The sequence below is a fragment of the Klebsiella sp. P1954 genome, from assembly GCF_018199955.1.
Classification (GTDB): Bacteria; Pseudomonadota; Gammaproteobacteria; order Enterobacterales; family Enterobacteriaceae; genus Klebsiella; species Klebsiella pneumoniae.
This window is the reverse complement of record NZ_CP073373.1, coordinates 3,791,388-3,809,065: the sequence shown is the minus strand read 5'-3', so window position 1 is coordinate 3,809,065 and position 17,678 is coordinate 3,791,388. Positions and strand designations below refer to the sequence as shown.

Here is a 17,678-nt window from a genome sequence, read left to right as displayed (position 1 = left end):
AGCCTGCGACAGGGCAGTCAGGTTATAGGGTAAACAATAAGTGCACGTTTTGCCAAATGGATCACAGTTTTCTGCCACGCTATCCTGTTGTTAAGATAATAAAAAAGCCCGCATTGCTGCGGGCTTCCGGGTAAGAAACAGATTTTTCTTACAGAACGTCGATCGCGTTCAGCTCTTTAAATGCCTGCTCCAGACGAGTCACCATGGAAGTCTGGGCAGCACGCAGCCATACGCGCGGGTCGTAGTATTTCTTGTTCGGCTGGTCTTCGCCTTTCGGGTTGCCCAGCTGGCCCTGCAGGTAAGCTTCGTTCGCTTTGTAATACTGCAGGATACCGTCCCAGGTTGCCCATTGGGTGTCGGTATCAATGTTCATTTTCACCACGCCGTAGCTGACGGAGTCTTTAATTTCCTGAGCGGAAGAACCGGAACCGCCGTGGAACACGAAGTTCAGGCTGTTGTGCGGCAGGTTGTGTTTCTTGGAAACATATTCCTGAGAGTCGCGCAGGATGGTCGGGGTCAGAACTACGTTACCTGGTTTGTACACGCCGTGTACGTTACCGAAGGAAGCGGCGATGGTGAAACGCGGGCTGATTTTGCTCAGCTCGGTGTAGGCGTAATCCACGTCTTCCGGCTGGGTGTACAGGGCGGAAGCGTCCATGTGGCTGTTATCCACGCCGTCTTCTTCACCGCCAGTGCAGCCCAGTTCGATTTCCAGGGTCATGCCCATTTTGGCCATGCGAGCCAGGTACTTAGAGCAGATCTCGATGTTTTCGTGCAGGGACTCTTCAGACAGGTCGATCATGTGGGAAGAGAACAGCGGTTTGCCAGTAGCGGCGAAGTGTTTTTCACCGGCGTCCAGCAGGCCGTCGATCCACGGCAGCAGTTTCTTCGCGCAGTGGTCAGTGTGCAGGATAACCGGCACGCCGTAGTGTTCAGCCATCTGGTGCACGTGGTGGGCGCCAGAGATAGCGCCGAGGATAGCAGCACCCTGAGGAACGTCAGTTTTCACGCCTTTACCTGCGATGAACGCTGCGCCGCCGTTAGAGAACTGAACGATAACCGGAGAGCGAACTTTCGCTGCAGCTTCCAGAACGGCGTTGATGGAATCAGTACCTACGCAGTTTACCGCCGGCAGTGCAAAGTTGTTTTCTTTCGCTACCTGGAACACTTTCTGAACGTCGTCGCCAGTGATGACGCCCGGTTTTACGAAATCAAAAATTTTAGACATGTTACTTAGTCCTGTATCTGTATCTTCGACCGTTGAAGAAGGTTCGCGAGCCCTTAAGCGCGCTGAAAAACAGGCGGGTTTCCCCGCCTGAACTGAATTACTGCTTAGCGCGCTCTTCGAGCATCGCTACTGCCGGCAGGACTTTGCCTTCGACGAATTCAAGGAATGCGCCGCCGCCAGTGGAGATGTAGGAAATTTTGTCAGCGATGCCGAACAGGTCGATCGCTGCCAGGGTGTCACCGCCGCCGGCGATGGAGAAACCTTCGCTGTCCGCGATAGCGTTAGCCACGATTTCAGTCCCTTTACGGAAGTTAGGGAATTCGAATACGCCAACCGGGCCGTTCCACAGGATGGTTTTGGCGTTCTTCAGGATTTCAGCCAGTTTCTGTGCGGAAACGTCGCCAAGGTCCAGAATCTGCTCGTCATCTTTGATGTCGTTAACAGATTTCAGGGTTGCCGTTGCGGTTTCGGAGAACTCGGTCGCTACGCGAACGTCGGTCGGAACCGGGATATCGCAGGTGCCCAGCAGGCGCTTGGCTTCATCAACCAGATCTGCTTCGTACAGGGATTTACCGACGTTGTGGCCCTGAGCGGCAACGAAGGTGTTAGCGATACCGCCGCCCACGATCAGCTGGTCAGCGATTTTAGACAGGGAATCCAGAACGGTCAGTTTGGTGGACACTTTAGAACCACCAACGATAGCGACCATCGGACGAGCTGGCTCTTTCAGCGCTTTACCCAGCGCGTCCAGTTCAGCGGCCAGCAGCGGGCCTGCGCACGCCACGTCAGCAAATTTGCCGATGCCGTGGGTGGAAGCCTGCGCGCGGTGCGCAGTACCGAAAGCGTCCATCACGAACACGTCGCACAGCGCAGCGTATTTCTTAGACAGTTCTTCGTCGTCTTTTTTCTCGCCTTTGTTGAAGCGAACGTTTTCCAGCACCACCAGTTCACCGGCAGCCACTTCCACGCCGTCCAGGTAGTCTTTAACCAGGCGTACCGGGTTGGACAGTTTGTCTTTCAGGTAATTAACAACCGGCAGCAGAGAGAATTCTTCGTTGTACTCGCCTTCGGTCGGACGACCCAGGTGAGAAGTAACCATGACTTTCGCGCCCTGCTTCAGCGCCAGTTCAATGGTCGGCAGAGATGCACGGATACGTGCGTCGCTGGTTACTTTCCCGTCTTTAACTGGTACGTTCAGATCCGCACGGATAAAAACGCGTTTACCAGCCAGATCCAGATCGGTCATCTTAATTACAGACATGGTGAATCCTCTCGTTGATTCATAAAGTTTTGTCGACGTTTACGCGTCGAACCTGAAACCAATAGCCGCCATCGCTAACGTCGTGTCGAGCATTCGGTTAGCAAAGCCCCATTCGTTATCGCACCAGACCAGCGTTTTGATCAGATGCGCGCCACTGACCCGGGTTTGCGTACCATCGACGATGGCGCTGTGCGGATCGTGGTTAAAATCTGTCGAGACCAACGGTAATTCCGTATAGTCAACTATACCATGAAATGCACCTTGTGCTGCTTTTTGCAGCAACTGGTTGACTTCACATGCTTTTACCGGTTTTTTCACCGTCACGCTCAGGTCAATTGCCGTCACGTTAATCGTCGGCACCCGCACGGCAATCGCTTCAAAACGGTCGTTAAATTGCGGAAAAATACGGGTGATCCCTGCCGCCAGTTTGGTATCCACCGGAATGATCGACTGGCTGGCCGCGCGGGTACGCCGCAGATCCGGATGATAAGCGTCAATCACCTGCTGGTCATGCATCGCCGAGTGAATGGTGGTGACGGTGCCGGACTCAATGCCATAGGCGTCATCGAGCAGTTTAATGATCGGAATAATGCAGTTGGTGGTGCAGGAGGCGTTGGAGACAATGCGATGCCCGGCGCGAAGTTCATCCTGATTTACGCCGTACACCACCGTCGCGTCGAGGTCGTTGCCGCCGGGGTGGGAAAAGAGCACTTTTTTCGCCCCCGCCTGAAGATGGGCTTCACCGTGTTCACGACTCCCGTATACCCCGGTACAGTCAAGCACGACGTCCACCGCCAGTTCGCGCCAGGGCAGCGCCGCAATGGTCGGCTCATGCAGCAGACGGATGGCATCGTCGCCAACAAACAGCTGCTCGCGCTCCTGACGGACATCCCAGGCGAAACGGCCATGGCTGGTGTCATATTTCAATAAATGCGCGATGCCCGCGGCATCCGCCAGCTCATTGATTGCCACCACGGTGATTTCCGCACGACGCCCGGATTCATATAGAGCACGAACCACGTTGCGTCCAATGCGACCGAAGCCATTAATCGCGATGCGAATGGTCATAGATCTCCTGCAAGGCTGTCCCTGTTATGAGGTGGCTGACAGAGTAATCCAGCAACGCTCTGAGGGGAACCTTACCAGCTGCAAACTGCGACTGATTGATTAATTGTCGAACATTTAAACGACTGAAACGCTTCAGCTAGAATAAGCGAAATGAGGAATAAAAGGAATGTTTGTCCAGCGCAATAAACCAGCTATATGACTCACATCACATTTTTGCTGGAATAATTTACAACCTTATTACATGGTTCAGGAATAGCAGATACAAAAAAGCCGGGTGGCGAGATAAAAGCAAAACGGTAACCCAGGGGTTACCGTTTTTGGTGTTGGCACCCTCTCCTGTGGGAGAGGGTTGGGGTGAGGGCATCAGCCCGCACCGTACCAGCGATTACAGCAGCGCTTTCGCTTTAGCGACCACGTTATCAACGGTGAAGCCGAACTCCTCGAACAGCTGCTCAGCCGGCGCAGACTCACCGAAGGTGGTCATGCCAACGATAGCGCCGTTCAGGCCAACGTATTTGAACCAGTAGTCAGCGATACCCGCTTCCACGGCAACGCGCGCGGTCACGGCTTTCGGTAGTACGGATTCGCGATAAGCCGCATCCTGCTTGTCGAACGCGTCGGTGGACGGCATGGAAACCACGCGCGCCTTCACGCCTTCGGCAGTCAGTTTGTCCCATGCGGCAACCGCCAGCTCCACTTCTGAACCGGTGGCGATAAAGATCAGCTCCGGCTGGCCGGCGCAATCTTTCAGCACATAACCGCCGCGGGCCACGTTCGCCAGCTGCTCTGCGGTACGCTCCTGCTGCGCCAGGTTCTGACGGGAGAGGATCAGCGCGGTCGGGCCGTCCTGACGCTCCACGCCATATTTCCACGCAATCGCGGATTCAACCTGGTCACACGGACGCCAGGTGGACATGTTCGGGGTCACGCGCAGGGAAGCCACCTGCTCTACCGGCTGGTGAGTCGGGCCGTCTTCGCCCAGACCGATGGAGTCGTGGGTGTAGACCATCACCTGACGCTGTTTCATCAGCGCGGCCATACGTACCGCGTTACGCGCGTATTCCACGAACATCAGGAAGGTGGAGGTGTACGGCAGGAAGCCGCCGTGCAGCGCGATACCGTTGGCGATAGCGGTCATACCGAACTCGCGCACGCCGTAGTGGATGTAGTTCCCGGCAGCGTCTTCGTTGATCGGCTTAGAACCGGACCACAGGGTCAGGTTGGACGGCGCGAGATCTGCGGAGCCGCCGAGGAATTCCGGCAGCAGCGGGCCGAAGGCTTCGATGGCGTTCTGCGAGGCTTTACGGCTGGCGATTTTCGCCGGGTTGGCCTGCAGCTTCGCGATGAACTCGTTAGCTTTCGCGTCGAAGTCAGACGGCATCTCGCCTTTCATACGGCGGGTGAATTCGGCTGCTTCCTGCGGGAAGGCTTTGGCGTAAGCCGCAAACTTCTCGTTCCATGCGGCTTCTTTCGCCTGGCCGGCTTCTTTGGCATCCCACTGGGCATAGATGTCAGACGGGATGTCAAACGGCGCGTGTTTCCAGCCCAGCGCTTCGCGGGTCAGGGCGATTTCGGCGTCGCCCAGCGGCGCGCCGTGGGAGTCGTGGGTACCGGCTTTGTTCGGCGAACCGAAACCGATGATGGTTTTGCACATCAGCAGGGACGGTTTGTCGGTGACCGCCCGCGCTTCTTCTACCGCGCGTTTGATGGCGTCAGCGTCGTGACCGTCCACGCCGCGCACCACGTGCCAGCCGTAGGCTTCAAAGCGTTTCGCGGTGTCGTCGGTGAACCAGCCTTCAACGTGGCCGTCGATGGAGATGCCGTTGTCATCATAGAACGCCACCAGTTTACCCAGTTTCAGGGTACCGGCCAGGGAGCACACTTCGTGAGAAATGCCTTCCATCATGCAGCCGTCGCCCATGAAGGCGTAGGTGTAGTGGTCGACGATATCGTGTCCCGGACGGTTGAACTGCGCCGCCAGGGTTTTCTCGGCGATAGCCATCCCGACCGCGTTAGCGATACCCTGGCCCAGCGGACCGGTGGTGGTTTCCACGCCTGCGGTGTAGCCGACTTCCGGGTGACCCGGGGTTTTGGAGTGCAGCTGGCGGAAGTTTTTCAGCTCTTCAATCGGCAGATCGTAGCCAGTGAGGTGCAACAGGCTGTAAATCAGCATCGAACCATGGCCATTTGACAACACAAAACGGTCACGGTCAGCCCAGGCCGGATTGTTCGGGTTATGGTTCAGGAAATCACGCCACAGCACTTCGGCAATGTCAGCCATACCCATCGGGGCCCCCGGGTGGCCGGATTTGGCTTTCTGTACAGCGTCCATGCTCAGCGCACGAATAGCGTTAGCAAGCTCTTTACGTGAGGACATTTTGACTCCAGTTCGGACTGTTGAAGGCCATGCCCTTAACGACTTGACGAGAGCGCGTTTTGGGCTACGCCGGAAAAAAGTGTGAACAATGTAACCCAAGCGACAAGTCATGTACATGGAGCATCCTTTTGCCCTTTAAGAAATCTCTGGAACAGGTTGTGCTACGCCGGAATCCGCTCGCCCGCATCCTGCGATACTCTTTATAATTTACGCAGAATACGGTTCCCTGCCGTCGCCGTATTTTCGGATAAACAACCATAAGATTGTGGAAGATAAAAATGAAAATTCGCTCAACCGTACTTGCTCTTGGGATCGCAGCAACCCTCACCGGATGTCAGAACATGGACTCCAACGGTCTGCTCAGCTCAGGCGCCGAAGCCTTCCAGGCATACTCTCTCAGCGACGCGCAGGTGAAAACCTTAAGCGACCAGGCCTGTAAAGAGATGGACGCCAAAGCGAAAATCGCCCCGGCCAACAGTGAATACAGCCAGCGGCTAAACAAAATCGCGGCTGCGCTGGGCGATAACATCAATGGTCAGCCCGTGAACTACAAGGTCTATGAGACCAAGGATGTCAACGCCTTCGCCATGGCCAACGGCTGCATCCGCGTCTACAGCGGGCTGATGGATCTGATGAACGATAATGAAGTCGAGGCGGTGATCGGCCACGAAATGGGCCACGTCGCGCTGGGCCACGTGAAGAAAGGCATGCAGGTCGCCCTGGGTACCAACGCCGTGCGTGCGGCGGCGGCCTCCGCGGGCGGTATCGTCGGTAGCCTGTCGCAGTCTCAGTTGGGCGATCTGGGCGAAAAACTGGTGAACTCGCAGTTCTCCCAGCGTCAGGAATCGGAAGCGGATGACTACTCTTACGACCTGCTGCGTAAGCGCGGTATCAATCCGTCGGGACTGGCCACCAGCTTCGAGAAACTGGCCAAGCTGGAAGCCGGTCGTCAGAGCTCCATGTTTGACGATCACCCGGCATCGGAAGCCCGCGCGCAGCATATTCGCGATCGCATGAAGGCCGACGGCATTAAATAAGCGACAGCGGGAGGCGCTAGCGCCTCCTCACCAATCTTTGCCAGCCAACAATCAAATAGCCAGGGCTTTATTGAAGACAGCCACTTGGAACTCTTTTTACGTAACGCTTATACCCGTCATACTTCAAGCTGCATGTGCGTTGGCAATAACTCGGCCTATCCCTGGGCCTCGCCCCTACGGGGCCAGCGCAAGCGCTGTTCAAAACGGCTAGCCGTTTTGTCCGGCAACTCGAAATATTTAGGGTATATACCAAACGTGATTATCGCGATGGGTTGCCGGATAAAGCCGAATGGGGCCAGGGGATTATCGCCACCTTCAAATCGGGGTTTACCCAGGGACCGGTCGGCTTCGGTGTGGACTGTATCGCCCAGTATGCGGTGCGCCTTGACGGCGGTCGCGGGCCCAGCGGCCTGCGCCTTGATTAACCCCCTGTACCGTACGGCACAGGGGGTTACCGGGGTTATTCGCCCTTCTTCGCCGCCTGGATGTACAGCATCTCCAGCGCCAGGGTCGCCGCCGCCAGAGCGGTAATTTCGGACTGATCGTAGGCCGGGGCGACTTCCACCACGTCCATCCCGACGATGTTCAGATCCTTCAGGCCGCGCACCAGCTTGATCGCGCGGTCGGAGGTCAGCCCACCGATAACCGGGGTACCGGTGCCTGGCGCAAACGCCGGATCCAGACAGTCGATATCAAAGGTCAGGTACACCGGCATGTCGCCGACGATCTGCTTCACCTGGGCAATCACGTCATCAACGCTGCGGTCGTTAACCTGGCCGGCGTCGAGCACCGTAAAGCCATTGTCTTTGTCGAACTCGGTGCGGATCCCGATCTGTACGGAGTGGTTCGGATCGATAAGCCCTTCGTTCGGCGCGGTATAGAACATGGTGCCGTGGTCGAACTCGCAGCCGTTGGCGTAGGTATCGGTGTGAGCATCGAAGTGCACCAGCGCCATTTTACCAAAGTGCTTGGCATGGGCGCGCAGCAGCGGCAGGGTAACGAAGTGGTCGCCGCCAAAGGAGAGCATACGTTTGCCGGCCGCCAGCAGCTTCTCGGCGTGAGCCTGCAGCTTCTCGCTCATTTCGCGCGCGTCGCCGAAGGCGTACACCAGATCCCCGCAGTCCACCACGTTCAGGCGCTCGCGCATATCGAAGTTCCACGGGAAACGGTTGTGCTCCCAGGCAAGGTTAGTGGAAACCTGACGGATCGCCGCCGGGCCATGACGGCCGCCCGCGCGCCCGGAGGTCGCCATATCGAACGGCACGCCGGTGATGACCCAGTCCGCATCGCTTTCATACGGCATAAAGTTCATCGGCAAACGCAGAAAGCCAAAGGCATTGGATACCAGGGAGTTATCGTATTGATGACCTAAAGTGCTCATGGATATGACCTCTTTTGACAGTCGTGGAACGTAAAAAATAAGTATAAAAAAACCCCTCCGCGTCGTTAGGCCCGACGAGGAAGGGTTTGATAGATAAATCGCTTATTGGCGTGAATTATCGCCGGTAATGCATACGGGTTCAAGTGAGTATCGCATGCTGCCGGATGACGGCTTCGCCTTATCCGGCCGACATACGCAGGCCCGGTCAGCGCAGCGCCACCGGGCATCAGCGGCTACTCGTCTTCCAGATAAGTATAGCCGTACAGTCCCGCCTCGAACTCCTCGAGGAACTGCTGCTGCAGCGCATCGTCCAGACCGGTATTTTTCACCTGATCGCGGAACTGGGTCAGCAGCGTATTCGGATCCAGCTGCACATACTGCAGCATATCCGCCACGGTATCGCCCTCGTCGGACAGCTCAACCTCAACGCTGCCGTCAGGGAAGACGAACACGTCCACCGCCTCGGTATCGCCGAACAGGTTATGCATGTTGCCGAGGATCTCCTGATAGGCGCCAACCATGAAGAAGCCCAGCATCGGCGGGTTCTCCGGGTCGTATTCCGGCATCGGCATGGTGGTGGCGATCCCGTCGCCGTCCACGTAGTGATCGATGGCGCCATCGGAATCGCAGGTGATGTCCAGCAGCACCGCGCGGCGCTCAGGCGACTTGTTCAGCCCTTCCAGCGGCATCACCGGGAACAGCTGATCGATCCCCCAAGCATCCGGCATCGACTGGAACAACGAGAAGTTGACGTAGATTTTATCCGCCATTCGCTCCTGCAGCTCATCGATGATGGGACGATGGGCGCGGTTGCTCGGGTCGAGCTGCTTCTGCACCTCATGGCACATGTTCAGATACAGCTGTTCCGCCCACGCGCGCTCCTGCAGGTTGAAGGTGCCTGAGGAGTAGCCGATGTGGATATCGTGCAGGTCCATCTGGCTGTCGTGCAGCCATTCGCGCAGCGAGCGGCGGTTGCCGGTCTCGTGCATCTCCAGCCAGGTTTCCCACATGCTCTGCAGCGGACGCGCAGCGTCTTCCGCCGGCGGGGTCGCCTCGGTGTATTCGTTACGCTCCACGCCGATGATGTTGGAAACCAGCACGGTATGGTGCGCGGTCACCGCGCGGCCGGACTCGGTGATCACCGTCGGGTGCGGCAGGCCATTCTCTTCGCAGGCATCGCCGATCGCCCAGATGATATTGTTGGCGTATTCGTTCAGACCGTAGTTCACCGAGCAATCGGACTGCGAGCGGGTGCCTTCATAGTCCACGCCCAGGCCGCCGCCGACGTCGAAGCACTGAATATTGACGCCCAGCTTATGCAGTTCGACGTAGAAACGCGCCGATTCACGCACGCCGGTGGCGATATCGCGAATGTTAGCCATCTGCGAACCGAGGTGGAAGTGCAGCAGTTGCAGGCTCTCAAGATGGCCTGCCTCGCGCAGAATTTCGACCAGTTGCAGCACCTGGGTCGCTGCGAGGCCGAACTTGGACTTCTCGCCGCCGGAGGACTGCCATTTACCGGAGCCCTGCGAGGCCAGACGCGCACGCACGCCAAGGCGCGGCACCACGTTCAGGCGCTCGGCCTCTTCCAGTACGATAGCGATCTCGGACATCTTCTCAATGACCAGATAGACCTTGTGGCCCATCTTCTCGCCCACCAGCGCCAGACGGATATATTCGCGGTCTTTATAACCATTACAGACGATGACGCTGCGGGTCATCCCGGCGTGCGCCAGCACGGCCATCAGTTCCGCTTTCGAACCGGCTTCCAGGCCCAGCGGCTCGCCGGAATGGATCAGCGATTCAATCACGCGACGGTGCTGGTTAACCTTGATCGGGTAGACGAGGAAGTAATCGCCGTTATAGCCATACGATTCACGCGCGCGTTTGAAGGCGGCGTTGATCGAGCGCAGGCGGTGCTGCAGGATCTGCGGGAAGCAGAACAGCGCCGGCAAGCGCTGCCCTTGCGCTTCACGCGCTTTGACTAATTCCGCGAGGTCAACGCGCGCTTCCGGGACGTCCGGATCCGGGCAAACGCTGATGTGGCCCAGTTCGTTGACGTCATAATAGTTATTGCCCCACCAGGCAATATTATAAGTACGCAGCATCTTGCTGGCTTCCTGGGAGCTCATCGCTACCTCCTGCATGGAACGTAGTACACCGTGTTCGCCTGCTGACGAAGGCGAAACCATAGACATGTCGTCAGACATAGCGAACCTCAATTTTTAATAATAAGTGTAAGACAGTTAACTACTATCGCAGTCCAAAGATGCGATAACAACCCATGAACAGTCCTAAAGCCCAGCACTATCTGCTGGTTTTGCGACTGCGCGACCGGTTTCTTATTCATATCATCGTAAAACACGTAGCCGAACAGAGTATGACAGTCCGGAGAAACCACGAGAAAACTCTTGCCAGGCAAGAGCGCCCTTGTTCAGTTTTCTGACGGCCGACCGGCCCTGGAATCCTGAGAAGCGCCGAGATGGGGTGAACATCGGCTGGTTTGCATGAGAGAGATGCAGGTTGCGGAGTGCTGACGCGCGACAGAACGACGCGACGAATCAAACGAAAAACATTGGTTCATTATCTGGTATCACCTCCACACCGCCCTGCGACAGGGTCGGCGACAAGCCAAAGCTATACATACCGGGCAACAGGCGCTACGCCGCTGCGAGATTCTGTAAATACAGACTGCTTAACCCGGCTGGAAGTGGCACCACAGGGCCATGCCCCGTGCGCTTTTTTAATGAGCCGCGCGCGGCGTTTTATACCGAGAAGCGGGGTAAAAAGCAAAATAAAAATGTGCCTGTTTGCGCGGTTGTCAGGAAATTTTGCCAGGCGGGTTTTCCCATAAATGCGACCGCCATCAAAAAAGGCTGGAAATGGGCTCAAGATTTGACCTAAAATGGCCGTCCAGAAGTTAATCCGTCTATACTGATTAACACTCAGACTGCTCGTGTCGCTACCTGCGCGGCTTTGCGCTGATTATCCACCAAAGCCACATTACACAACAGTATGAGCTATCCGAATCGTCCACAGGTGAAATAAAATATGGCAAAACACCTTTTTACGTCTGAGTCCGTATCAGAAGGGCATCCTGACAAAATTGCTGACCAAATCTCCGATGCCGTGCTGGATGCGATCCTCGAGCAGGATCCGAAAGCGCGTGTCGCATGTGAAACCTATGTCAAAACCGGCATGGTGCTGGTAGGCGGCGAAATCACCACCAGCGCATGGGTTGATATCGAAGAGATCACCCGCAACACCGTCCGCGAAATTGGCTACGTGCATTCCGATATGGGCTTTGACGCCAACTCGTGCGCCGTACTGAGCGCCATTGGTAAACAGTCTCCGGACATTAACCAGGGCGTTGACCGTGCCGATCCGCTGGAACAGGGCGCCGGCGACCAGGGGCTGATGTTTGGCTACGCCACTAACGAAACCGACGTGCTGATGCCGGCGCCGGTGACTTACGCTCACCGTCTGGTGCAGCGTCAGGCTGAAGTGCGTAAAAACGGCACCCTGCCGTGGCTGCGCCCGGATGCGAAAAGCCAGGTGACCTTCCAGTATGACGACGGCAAAATCGTCGGCATCGACGCGGTCGTTCTGTCGACTCAGCACGCGGAAGATATCGATCAGAAATCCCTGCAGGAAGCAGTGATGGAAGAGATCATCAAGCCGATTCTGCCGACCGAATGGCTCAACGCGTCCACCAAATTCTTCATCAACCCGACCGGCCGTTTCGTTATTGGCGGCCCGATGGGCGACTGCGGTCTGACCGGTCGTAAGATCATCGTTGATACCTACGGCGGCATGGCTCGCCACGGCGGCGGCGCGTTCTCCGGTAAAGATCCATCTAAAGTTGACCGTTCCGCAGCCTACGCGGCGCGCTATGTGGCGAAGAACATCGTTGCCGCAGGCCTGGCCGATCGTTGCGAAATTCAGGTTTCCTACGCTATCGGCGTTGCAGAACCGACGTCCATCATGGTGGAAACCTTTGGCACCGAGAAAGTGCCTTCTGAACAGCTGACCCTGCTGGTGCGCGAGTTCTTCGACCTGCGTCCATACGGTCTGATTCAGATGCTGGATCTGCTGCACCCGATCTACAAAGAAACCGCAGCCTACGGTCACTTTGGTCGCGAACATTTCCCATGGGAAAAAACCGACAAAGCGGCGCTGCTGCGGGAAGCGGCCGGTCTGAAATAATCTCCGCGCTTCCTCTCTTCAAGGCCAGCCTCGCGCTGGCCTTTTTATTTACGCCTCCCCCCCTTTTCTGCGCCCCCATTTCAACGCGCGGCCGCCAAAAAATGAAAGCGATTACATAGTAAAGACTGTCACCTTCTGCCCAAAGACGCTATCTCCTGTACCCATTTTTCACAATGTTACATATTGTTTCGGTCAACTCTGATTACCGTTTTTCAAAATGTCGTCTATCCTTGTTTATATTGCTGATTTAAAAAGCATTTAATGAATTACGTTTCTTTACCTTTGTGGAAACGATTACACAGCCGTGATTATAGTCACGTTTTTTTACCGACGAGTGTCCTACCCTAACCATCGACAGAATCAATAACTCAACTGGAGGGCGTTATGCCTGACAACAAAAAACAAGGGCGTTCGAACAAGACTATGACGTTCTTCGTCTGTTTCCTCGCCGCGCTGGCTGGCCTGCTGTTCGGCCTTGATATCGGTGTTATTGCGGGTGCCTTACCCTTTATTGCCAATGAGTTCCAGATTTCCGCCCACACCCAGGAGTGGGTGGTCAGCTCCATGATGTTCGGAGCTGCCGTCGGCGCGGTCGGCAGCGGCTGGCTCTCTTTCAAACTGGGCCGGAAAAAGAGCCTGATGATCGGCGCCATCCTCTTCGTCGCCGGTTCGCTGTTCTCTGCCGCCGCGCCAAACGTCGAGATCCTGCTGGTTTCCCGTGTGCTGCTCGGCCTGGCGGTGGGCGTCGCCTCATATACGGCTCCGCTGTATCTGTCGGAAATCGCGCCAGAAAAAATTCGCGGCAGTATGATTTCCATGTACCAGCTGATGATCACCATCGGGATCCTTGGCGCCTATCTCTCTGACACCGCTTTCAGCTACAGCGGCGCATGGCGCTGGATGCTCGGGGTTATCATCATTCCGGCGGTATTGCTGCTGATCGGCGTTATCTTCCTGCCGGACAGCCCGCGCTGGTTCGCCGCCAAACGTCGCTTTGTCGATGCGGAACGCGTGCTGCTGCGCCTGCGCGATACCAGCGCCGAAGCGAAACGCGAGCTCGATGAAATCCGTGAAAGCCTGAAGGTAAAACAGTCCGGCTGGTCGCTGTTTAAAGACAACAGCAACTTCCGCCGCGCGGTGTTCCTCGGCATCCTGCTGCAGGTGATGCAACAGTTCACCGGGATGAACGTCATCATGTACTACGCGCCGAAGATCTTTGAGCTGGCGGGTTATGCCAACACCACTGAGCAAATGTGGGGGACAGTGATCGTCGGTCTGACTAACGTGCTGGCCACCTTTATCGCCATCGGTCTGGTCGACCGCTGGGGCCGTAAACCGACGCTGATCCTTGGCTTTATCGTGATGGCCGCGGGTATGGGCGTCCTGGGTACCATGATGCACATCGGCATTCACTCCTCTACCGCGCAGTACATCGCCGTCCTGATGCTGCTGATGTTCATCGTCGGTTTCGCCATGAGCGCCGGCCCGCTGATTTGGGTACTGTGCTCCGAAATCCAGCCGCTGAAAGGCCGCGACTTCGGTATCACCTGCTCCACAGCGACCAACTGGATTGCCAACATGATTGTCGGCGCCACCTTCCTGACCATGCTCAACTCGCTGGGCAGCGCCAATACCTTCTGGGTGTACGGCGGTCTGAACGTGCTGTTTATCCTGCTGACGCTGTGGCTGATCCCGGAAACCAAAAACGTCTCGCTGGAACATATTGAACGTAACCTGATGCAGGGTCGTCCACTGCGCGAGATCGGTGCCCGCGATTAACCTTCCTGAGCTTCCTCCCATCCCGGGAGGAAGCTTCCTCTTGCTCTCCCCCCTCCGCCGCACTATCCTCTGGCGCTATGAAAACGCCCCGTATTCCCATCGCTATTCAGCAGGCCGTCATGCGCAGCCTGCGGGAGCATCTCGCCAATGCGAATCGCAAGCTGGAACGCCGCTATGCGGAACCGACGCTGGTCTACCTGCAGCGTGGTACTTCCGCCGGCACCGCCTGGCTGGAGAAAAACGAAATTCGTTTAAACCCGGTGCTGCTGCTGGAAAATCAGCGTGAGTTTATCGATGAAGTGGTGCCGCATGAGCTGGCGCACCTGCTGGTCTGGCAGCATTTCGGCCGCGTCGCGCCGCACGGGAAAGAGTGGAAATGGATGATGGAGAGCGTCCTTGGCGTTCCCGCGCGTCGCACCCACCGCTTTGAACTCGCTTCGGTCCGCCAGAACACCTTCCCCTATCGCTGTCGCTGTCAGCAGCACCAGCTCACCGTCCGTCGCCATAACCGGGTGGTTCGCGGCGAGGCCACCTACCGCTGCGTTCGCTGCGGCGATCTGCTGGTGGCTGAAAAATAACCATCGGAATTAATTAGAAACTTTCTGATCTGACTGATTGCATCTGGCACCCTCATTCGCTACGTTGCGGGCTCGTTTTGACACGGAGTTAACGATGTCCCGTATGCATGTTTTAGCCGTAGCGGTATTGAGCGCGGCAGTCAGTGGTCCGCTTGCGGCCGCTGGTATTAATAGTTTTTCCCAGGCCAAAGCCGCTGGCGTCAAAGTGAATGCCGACGTTCCGGGCGATTTTTATTGCGGCTGTAAAATCGACTGGCAGGGGAAAAAAGGCGTTATCGATTTGGAATCCTGCGGCTATAAAGTGCGTAAAAATGAGAACCGCGCCAGCCGGGTTGAATGGGAGCACGTAGTGCCGGCATGGCAGTTCGGCCATCAGCGTCAGTGCTGGCAGGAGGGGGGACGTAAAAACTGCGCCAAAGATCCGGAATACCGCAAGATGGAAAGCGATATGCACAACCTGCAGCCGGCGGTGGGAGAAGTGAATGGCGATCGCGGCAACTTTATGTACAGCCAGTGGAGCGGCGGTGAAGGCCAGTACGGCCAGTGCACCATGAAGGTCGATTTTAAAGATAAAATCGCCGAGCCCCCTGCCCGCGCTCGCGGCGCCATCGCCCGCACCTACTTCTATATGCGCGACCGCTATCAGCTGAATCTTTCCCGCCAGCAAACTCAGCTGTTTACCGCCTGGAATAAACAGTACCCGGTCACCGCCTGGGAATGTGAACGTGATGAGCGCATCGCGAAAGTGCAGGGCAACCATAATCCGTATGTCCAGCAGGCTTGCCAGGCGCAAAAGAGCTAACCTACACTAGCGGCAATTGTTAATTTGCAGCCCTGTGCTTCCCGCCCGATGGCGGGAAGCTGGCATCTGCGCAACGAACGGAATATCAAGCATGCGCATTCCTCGCATCCATCATCCAGAACGCCTCATTGTCGGCAGCCAGTTCGCGCTGAGCGATGACGCGGCCAACCACGTCGGCCGCGTCCTGCGCATGACCGCCGGTCAGCACCTACAGCTTTTTGACGGCAGTAACCAGGTGTTTGACGCGGTCATCACCGAGGCCGGTAAGAAAAACGTTACGGTTGAGGTGCTCAGTGGCGAACCCGACGATCGGGAATCGCCGCTGCATATCCATTTAGGCCAGGTGATGTCCCGCGGCGAAAAAATGGAATTCACCATCCAGAAATCGATCGAACTCGGGGTAAGCCTCATAACGCCACTGTTTTCCGAGCGCTGCGGCGTTAAACTGGATGCCGAACGTTTGCAGAAAAAGATCCAGCAGTGGCAGAAAATCGCTATTGCCACCTGCGAACAGAGCGGTCGTAACGTGGTACCGGAAATACGTCCGGCGATGCAGCTGGAGGCGTGGTGCGCCGAGCAGGACAGCGGGCTGAAGCTCAACCTGCACCCGCGCGCCAGCGCCAGCATTAACACGCTGCCGCTGCCGGTTGAACGCGTCCGTCTGCTGATTGGCCCGGAAGGCGGGCTGTCGGCTGAAGAGATAGCGATGACCGCGCAATACCAGTTTACTGATATCCTGTTGGGACCGCGCGTTCTGCGTACAGAGACTACTGCGCTCACCGCCATCACCGCCCTACAGGTGCGTTTTGGCGACTTAGGTTGAGGCGTTAACGGAGAAGAACCATGATCAAGCTCGGCATCGTGATGGATCCCATCGCAACCATCAACATCAAGAAAGACACCAGCTTCGCTATGTTGCTGGAGGCGCAGCGTCGCGGCTATGAACTCCATTATATGGAGATGAACGACCTCTATTTGATCAACGGCGAAGCCCGCGCCCGGACGCGCACGCTGAGCGTCGAACAGAACTACGATAAATGGTATGACTTCACCGGCGAGCAGGATCTGCCGCTGGCGGACCTTGACGTCATCCTGATGCGTAAGGATCCGCCGTTTGATACCGAATTTATTTATGCCACCTACATCCTGGAGCGAGCGGAAGAGAAAGGCACGCTTATCGTCAACAAGCCGCAGAGTCTGCGCGACTGTAACGAGAAGCTGTTCACCGCCTGGTTCTCTGAACTGACTCCGGAAACGTTGGTCACCCGCAATAAAGCCCAGCTGAAAGCCTTCTGGGAAAAGCACGGCGATATCATCATGAAACCGCTCGACGGCATGGGCGGCGCCTCTATTTTCCGTGTTAAAGCCGGCGATCCAAACCTTGGGGTGATTGCCGAGACGCTGACCGAACTGGGCAGCCGCTACTGCATGGCGCAGAACTATCTGCCGGCCATTAAAGATGGCGACAAGCGCGTGTTGGTAGTGGATGGAGAGCCCGTGCCTTACTGCCTGGCGCGAATTCCGCAGGGTGGCGAGACCCGCGGCAATCTGGCCGCCGGCGGCCGCGGCGAAGCCCGCCCGTTGACCGAAAGCGACTGGGAAATCGCCCGCCGCGTCGGCCGGACGCTGAAGGCCAAAGGCCTTATCTTCGTCGGCCTGGATATCATCGGCGACCGTCTGACGGAAATTAACGTCACCAGCCCCACCTGCGTACGCGAAATCGAAGCCGCCTTCCCGGATATTTCGATCACCGGTATGCTGATGGACGCTATCGAAAGACGTATCGATAAATAAGCACGACGGCGGACCAACGTCCGCTTTTGGCGCAGCGAGCGCGGATTACCGCGCTCGTGAAACGTTGCCAGCCTGACGCCACTCGGGCGCCGGCCAGATAAAGTGCATCGACACCATTCTACTTTGCCCGCATACTGGGTGTTGCTTTTTTGAACCAGGAACGAACC

Annotated in this window: 14 protein-coding genes and 2 pseudogenes; 9 read left to right on the top strand and 7 right to left on the bottom strand. The window is 56.7% G+C overall.

Translation table 11 applies throughout. The features are described 5' to 3' along the window. Positions 1 to 148: 148 nt before the first annotated feature. The 4 genes from fbaA to tkt all read right to left on the bottom strand — a co-directional run bounded on the left by fbaA (position 149) and on the right by tkt (position 5,934). On the bottom strand, positions 149 to 1,228 hold the full coding sequence (gene fbaA, locus KB890_RS18340; RefSeq protein ID WP_004144748.1) for a class II fructose-bisphosphate aldolase: 1,080 nt from the start codon (positions 1,226 to 1,228) through the stop codon (positions 149 to 151). Between the two features lie 97 nt (positions 1,229 to 1,325). Then, positions 1,326 to 2,489: a phosphoglycerate kinase gene (gene pgk / locus KB890_RS18335; protein WP_002916508.1), complete on the bottom strand. Its 1,164-nt coding sequence runs from the start codon at positions 2,487 to 2,489 to the stop codon at positions 1,326 to 1,328. Between the two features lie 39 nt (positions 2,490 to 2,528). Then, positions 2,529 to 3,557, bottom strand: a complete 1,029-nt coding sequence (epd, locus tag KB890_RS18330; protein WP_002916512.1) for an erythrose-4-phosphate dehydrogenase — start codon at positions 3,555 to 3,557, stop codon at positions 2,529 to 2,531. A gap of 385 nt (positions 3,558 to 3,942) precedes the next feature. Beyond that, positions 3,943 to 5,934, bottom strand: coding sequence for a transketolase (gene tkt / locus KB890_RS18325; RefSeq protein WP_004174438.1), 1,992 nt, complete (start codon positions 5,932 to 5,934; stop codon positions 3,943 to 3,945). Positions 5,935 to 6,212: 278 nt separating this feature from the next. On the opposite strand from tkt, the gene KB890_RS18320 reads away from it, so the two are divergent. The 3 genes and pseudogenes from KB890_RS18320 to KB890_RS18315 all read left to right on the top strand — a co-directional run. Beyond that, a complete protein-coding gene (locus tag KB890_RS18320; RefSeq protein WP_004151780.1) occupies positions 6,213 to 6,971 on the top strand; it encodes a metalloprotease LoiP in 759 nt (252 codons plus the stop codon). Between the two features lie 33 nt (positions 6,972 to 7,004). After that, positions 7,005 to 7,079, top strand: a pseudogene (locus KB890_RS27600) (hypothetical protein); the annotation flags it as partial. 86 nt (positions 7,080 to 7,165) lie between these two features. Beyond that, positions 7,166 to 7,381 (top strand): annotated as a pseudogene (locus KB890_RS18315) (OprD family outer membrane porin); the annotation flags it as partial. A gap of 50 nt (positions 7,382 to 7,431) precedes the next feature. On the opposite strand, the gene speB reads toward KB890_RS18315, so the two are convergent. From speB to yqgB, 3 genes are all read right to left on the bottom strand, one after another. After that, positions 7,432 to 8,352 (bottom strand): agmatinase, encoded by a 921-nt coding sequence (gene speB, locus KB890_RS18310; RefSeq protein WP_002916572.1) that lies wholly within the window; start codon positions 8,350 to 8,352, stop codon positions 7,432 to 7,434. 233 nt (positions 8,353 to 8,585) lie between these two features. Further along, on the bottom strand, positions 8,586 to 10,562 hold the full coding sequence (gene speA / locus KB890_RS18305; RefSeq protein ID WP_004149805.1) for a biosynthetic arginine decarboxylase: 1,977 nt from the start codon (positions 10,560 to 10,562) through the stop codon (positions 8,586 to 8,588). A gap of 8 nt (positions 10,563 to 10,570) precedes the next feature. Next, a complete protein-coding gene (yqgB, locus tag KB890_RS18300; protein WP_002916578.1) occupies positions 10,571 to 10,702 on the bottom strand; it encodes an acid stress response protein YqgB in 132 nt (43 codons plus the stop codon). A 701-nt stretch (positions 10,703 to 11,403) separates the two neighbouring features. On the opposite strand from yqgB, the gene metK reads away from it, so the two are divergent. The 6 genes from metK (at position 11,404) to gshB (ending at position 17,511) form a co-directional block, all read left to right on the top strand. Further along, positions 11,404 to 12,558, top strand: coding sequence for a methionine adenosyltransferase (metK, locus tag KB890_RS18290; RefSeq protein WP_004149807.1), 1,155 nt, complete (start codon positions 11,404 to 11,406; stop codon positions 12,556 to 12,558). Positions 12,559 to 12,942: 384 nt separating this feature from the next. Continuing rightward, a complete protein-coding gene (locus KB890_RS18285) occupies positions 12,943 to 14,337 on the top strand; it encodes a sugar porter family MFS transporter (RefSeq protein ID WP_002916587.1) in 1,395 nt (464 codons plus the stop codon). A gap of 77 nt (positions 14,338 to 14,414) precedes the next feature. Further along, complete coding sequence (locus KB890_RS18280; RefSeq protein WP_004197034.1) at positions 14,415 to 14,915, top strand: SprT family zinc-dependent metalloprotease; 501 nt, start codon at positions 14,415 to 14,417, stop codon at positions 14,913 to 14,915. 94 nt (positions 14,916 to 15,009) lie between these two features. Beyond that, the gene (gene endA, locus KB890_RS18275; protein WP_004181265.1) at positions 15,010 to 15,717 is read left to right on the top strand and encodes a deoxyribonuclease I; all 708 of its coding nucleotides are present in this window, start codon (positions 15,010 to 15,012) and stop codon (positions 15,715 to 15,717) included. Positions 15,718 to 15,808: 91 nt separating this feature from the next. Then, on the top strand, positions 15,809 to 16,540 hold the full coding sequence (gene rsmE, locus KB890_RS18270; RefSeq protein WP_020323838.1) for a 16S rRNA (uracil(1498)-N(3))-methyltransferase: 732 nt from the start codon (positions 15,809 to 15,811) through the stop codon (positions 16,538 to 16,540). Positions 16,541 to 16,560: 20 nt separating this feature from the next. Then, entirely contained in the window at positions 16,561 to 17,511 is a 951-nt protein-coding gene (gene gshB / locus KB890_RS18265) for a glutathione synthase (protein WP_004181268.1), read from the top strand. Positions 17,512 to 17,678: the final 167 nt, after the last annotated feature.

What these genes read in the sequence shown, in the direction of transcription:
- tkt (WP_004174438.1), bottom strand. Translation starts at nt 5,934, where the DNA reads ATGTCCTCACGTAAAGAGCTTGCTAACGCTATTCGTGCGCTGAGCATG.
- gshB (WP_004181268.1), top strand. Translation starts at nt 16,561, where the DNA reads ATGATCAAGCTCGGCATCGTGATGGATCCCATCGCAACCATCAACATC.
- speB (WP_002916572.1), bottom strand. Translation starts at nt 8,352, where the DNA reads ATGAGCACTTTAGGTCATCAATACGATAACTCCCTGGTATCCAATGCC.
- rsmE (WP_020323838.1), top strand. Translation starts at nt 15,809, where the DNA reads ATGCGCATTCCTCGCATCCATCATCCAGAACGCCTCATTGTCGGCAGC.
- KB890_RS18285 (WP_002916587.1), top strand. Translation starts at nt 12,943, where the DNA reads ATGCCTGACAACAAAAAACAAGGGCGTTCGAACAAGACTATGACGTTC.
- KB890_RS18280 (WP_004197034.1), top strand. Translation starts at nt 14,415, where the DNA reads ATGAAAACGCCCCGTATTCCCATCGCTATTCAGCAGGCCGTCATGCGC.
- speA (WP_004149805.1), bottom strand. Translation starts at nt 10,562, where the DNA reads ATGTCTGACGACATGTCTATGGTTTCGCCTTCGTCAGCAGGCGAACAC.
- pgk (WP_002916508.1), bottom strand. Translation starts at nt 2,489, where the DNA reads ATGTCTGTAATTAAGATGACCGATCTGGATCTGGCTGGTAAACGCGTT.
- epd (WP_002916512.1), bottom strand. Translation starts at nt 3,557, where the DNA reads ATGACCATTCGCATCGCGATTAATGGCTTCGGTCGCATTGGACGCAAC.
- KB890_RS18320 (WP_004151780.1), top strand. Translation starts at nt 6,213, where the DNA reads ATGAAAATTCGCTCAACCGTACTTGCTCTTGGGATCGCAGCAACCCTC.
- fbaA (WP_004144748.1), bottom strand. Translation starts at nt 1,228, where the DNA reads ATGTCTAAAATTTTTGATTTCGTAAAACCGGGCGTCATCACTGGCGAC.
- metK (WP_004149807.1), top strand. Translation starts at nt 11,404, where the DNA reads ATGGCAAAACACCTTTTTACGTCTGAGTCCGTATCAGAAGGGCATCCT.
- endA (WP_004181265.1), top strand. Translation starts at nt 15,010, where the DNA reads ATGTCCCGTATGCATGTTTTAGCCGTAGCGGTATTGAGCGCGGCAGTC.
- yqgB (WP_002916578.1), bottom strand. Translation starts at nt 10,702, where the DNA reads ATGAATAAGAAACCGGTCGCGCAGTCGCAAAACCAGCAGATAGTGCTG.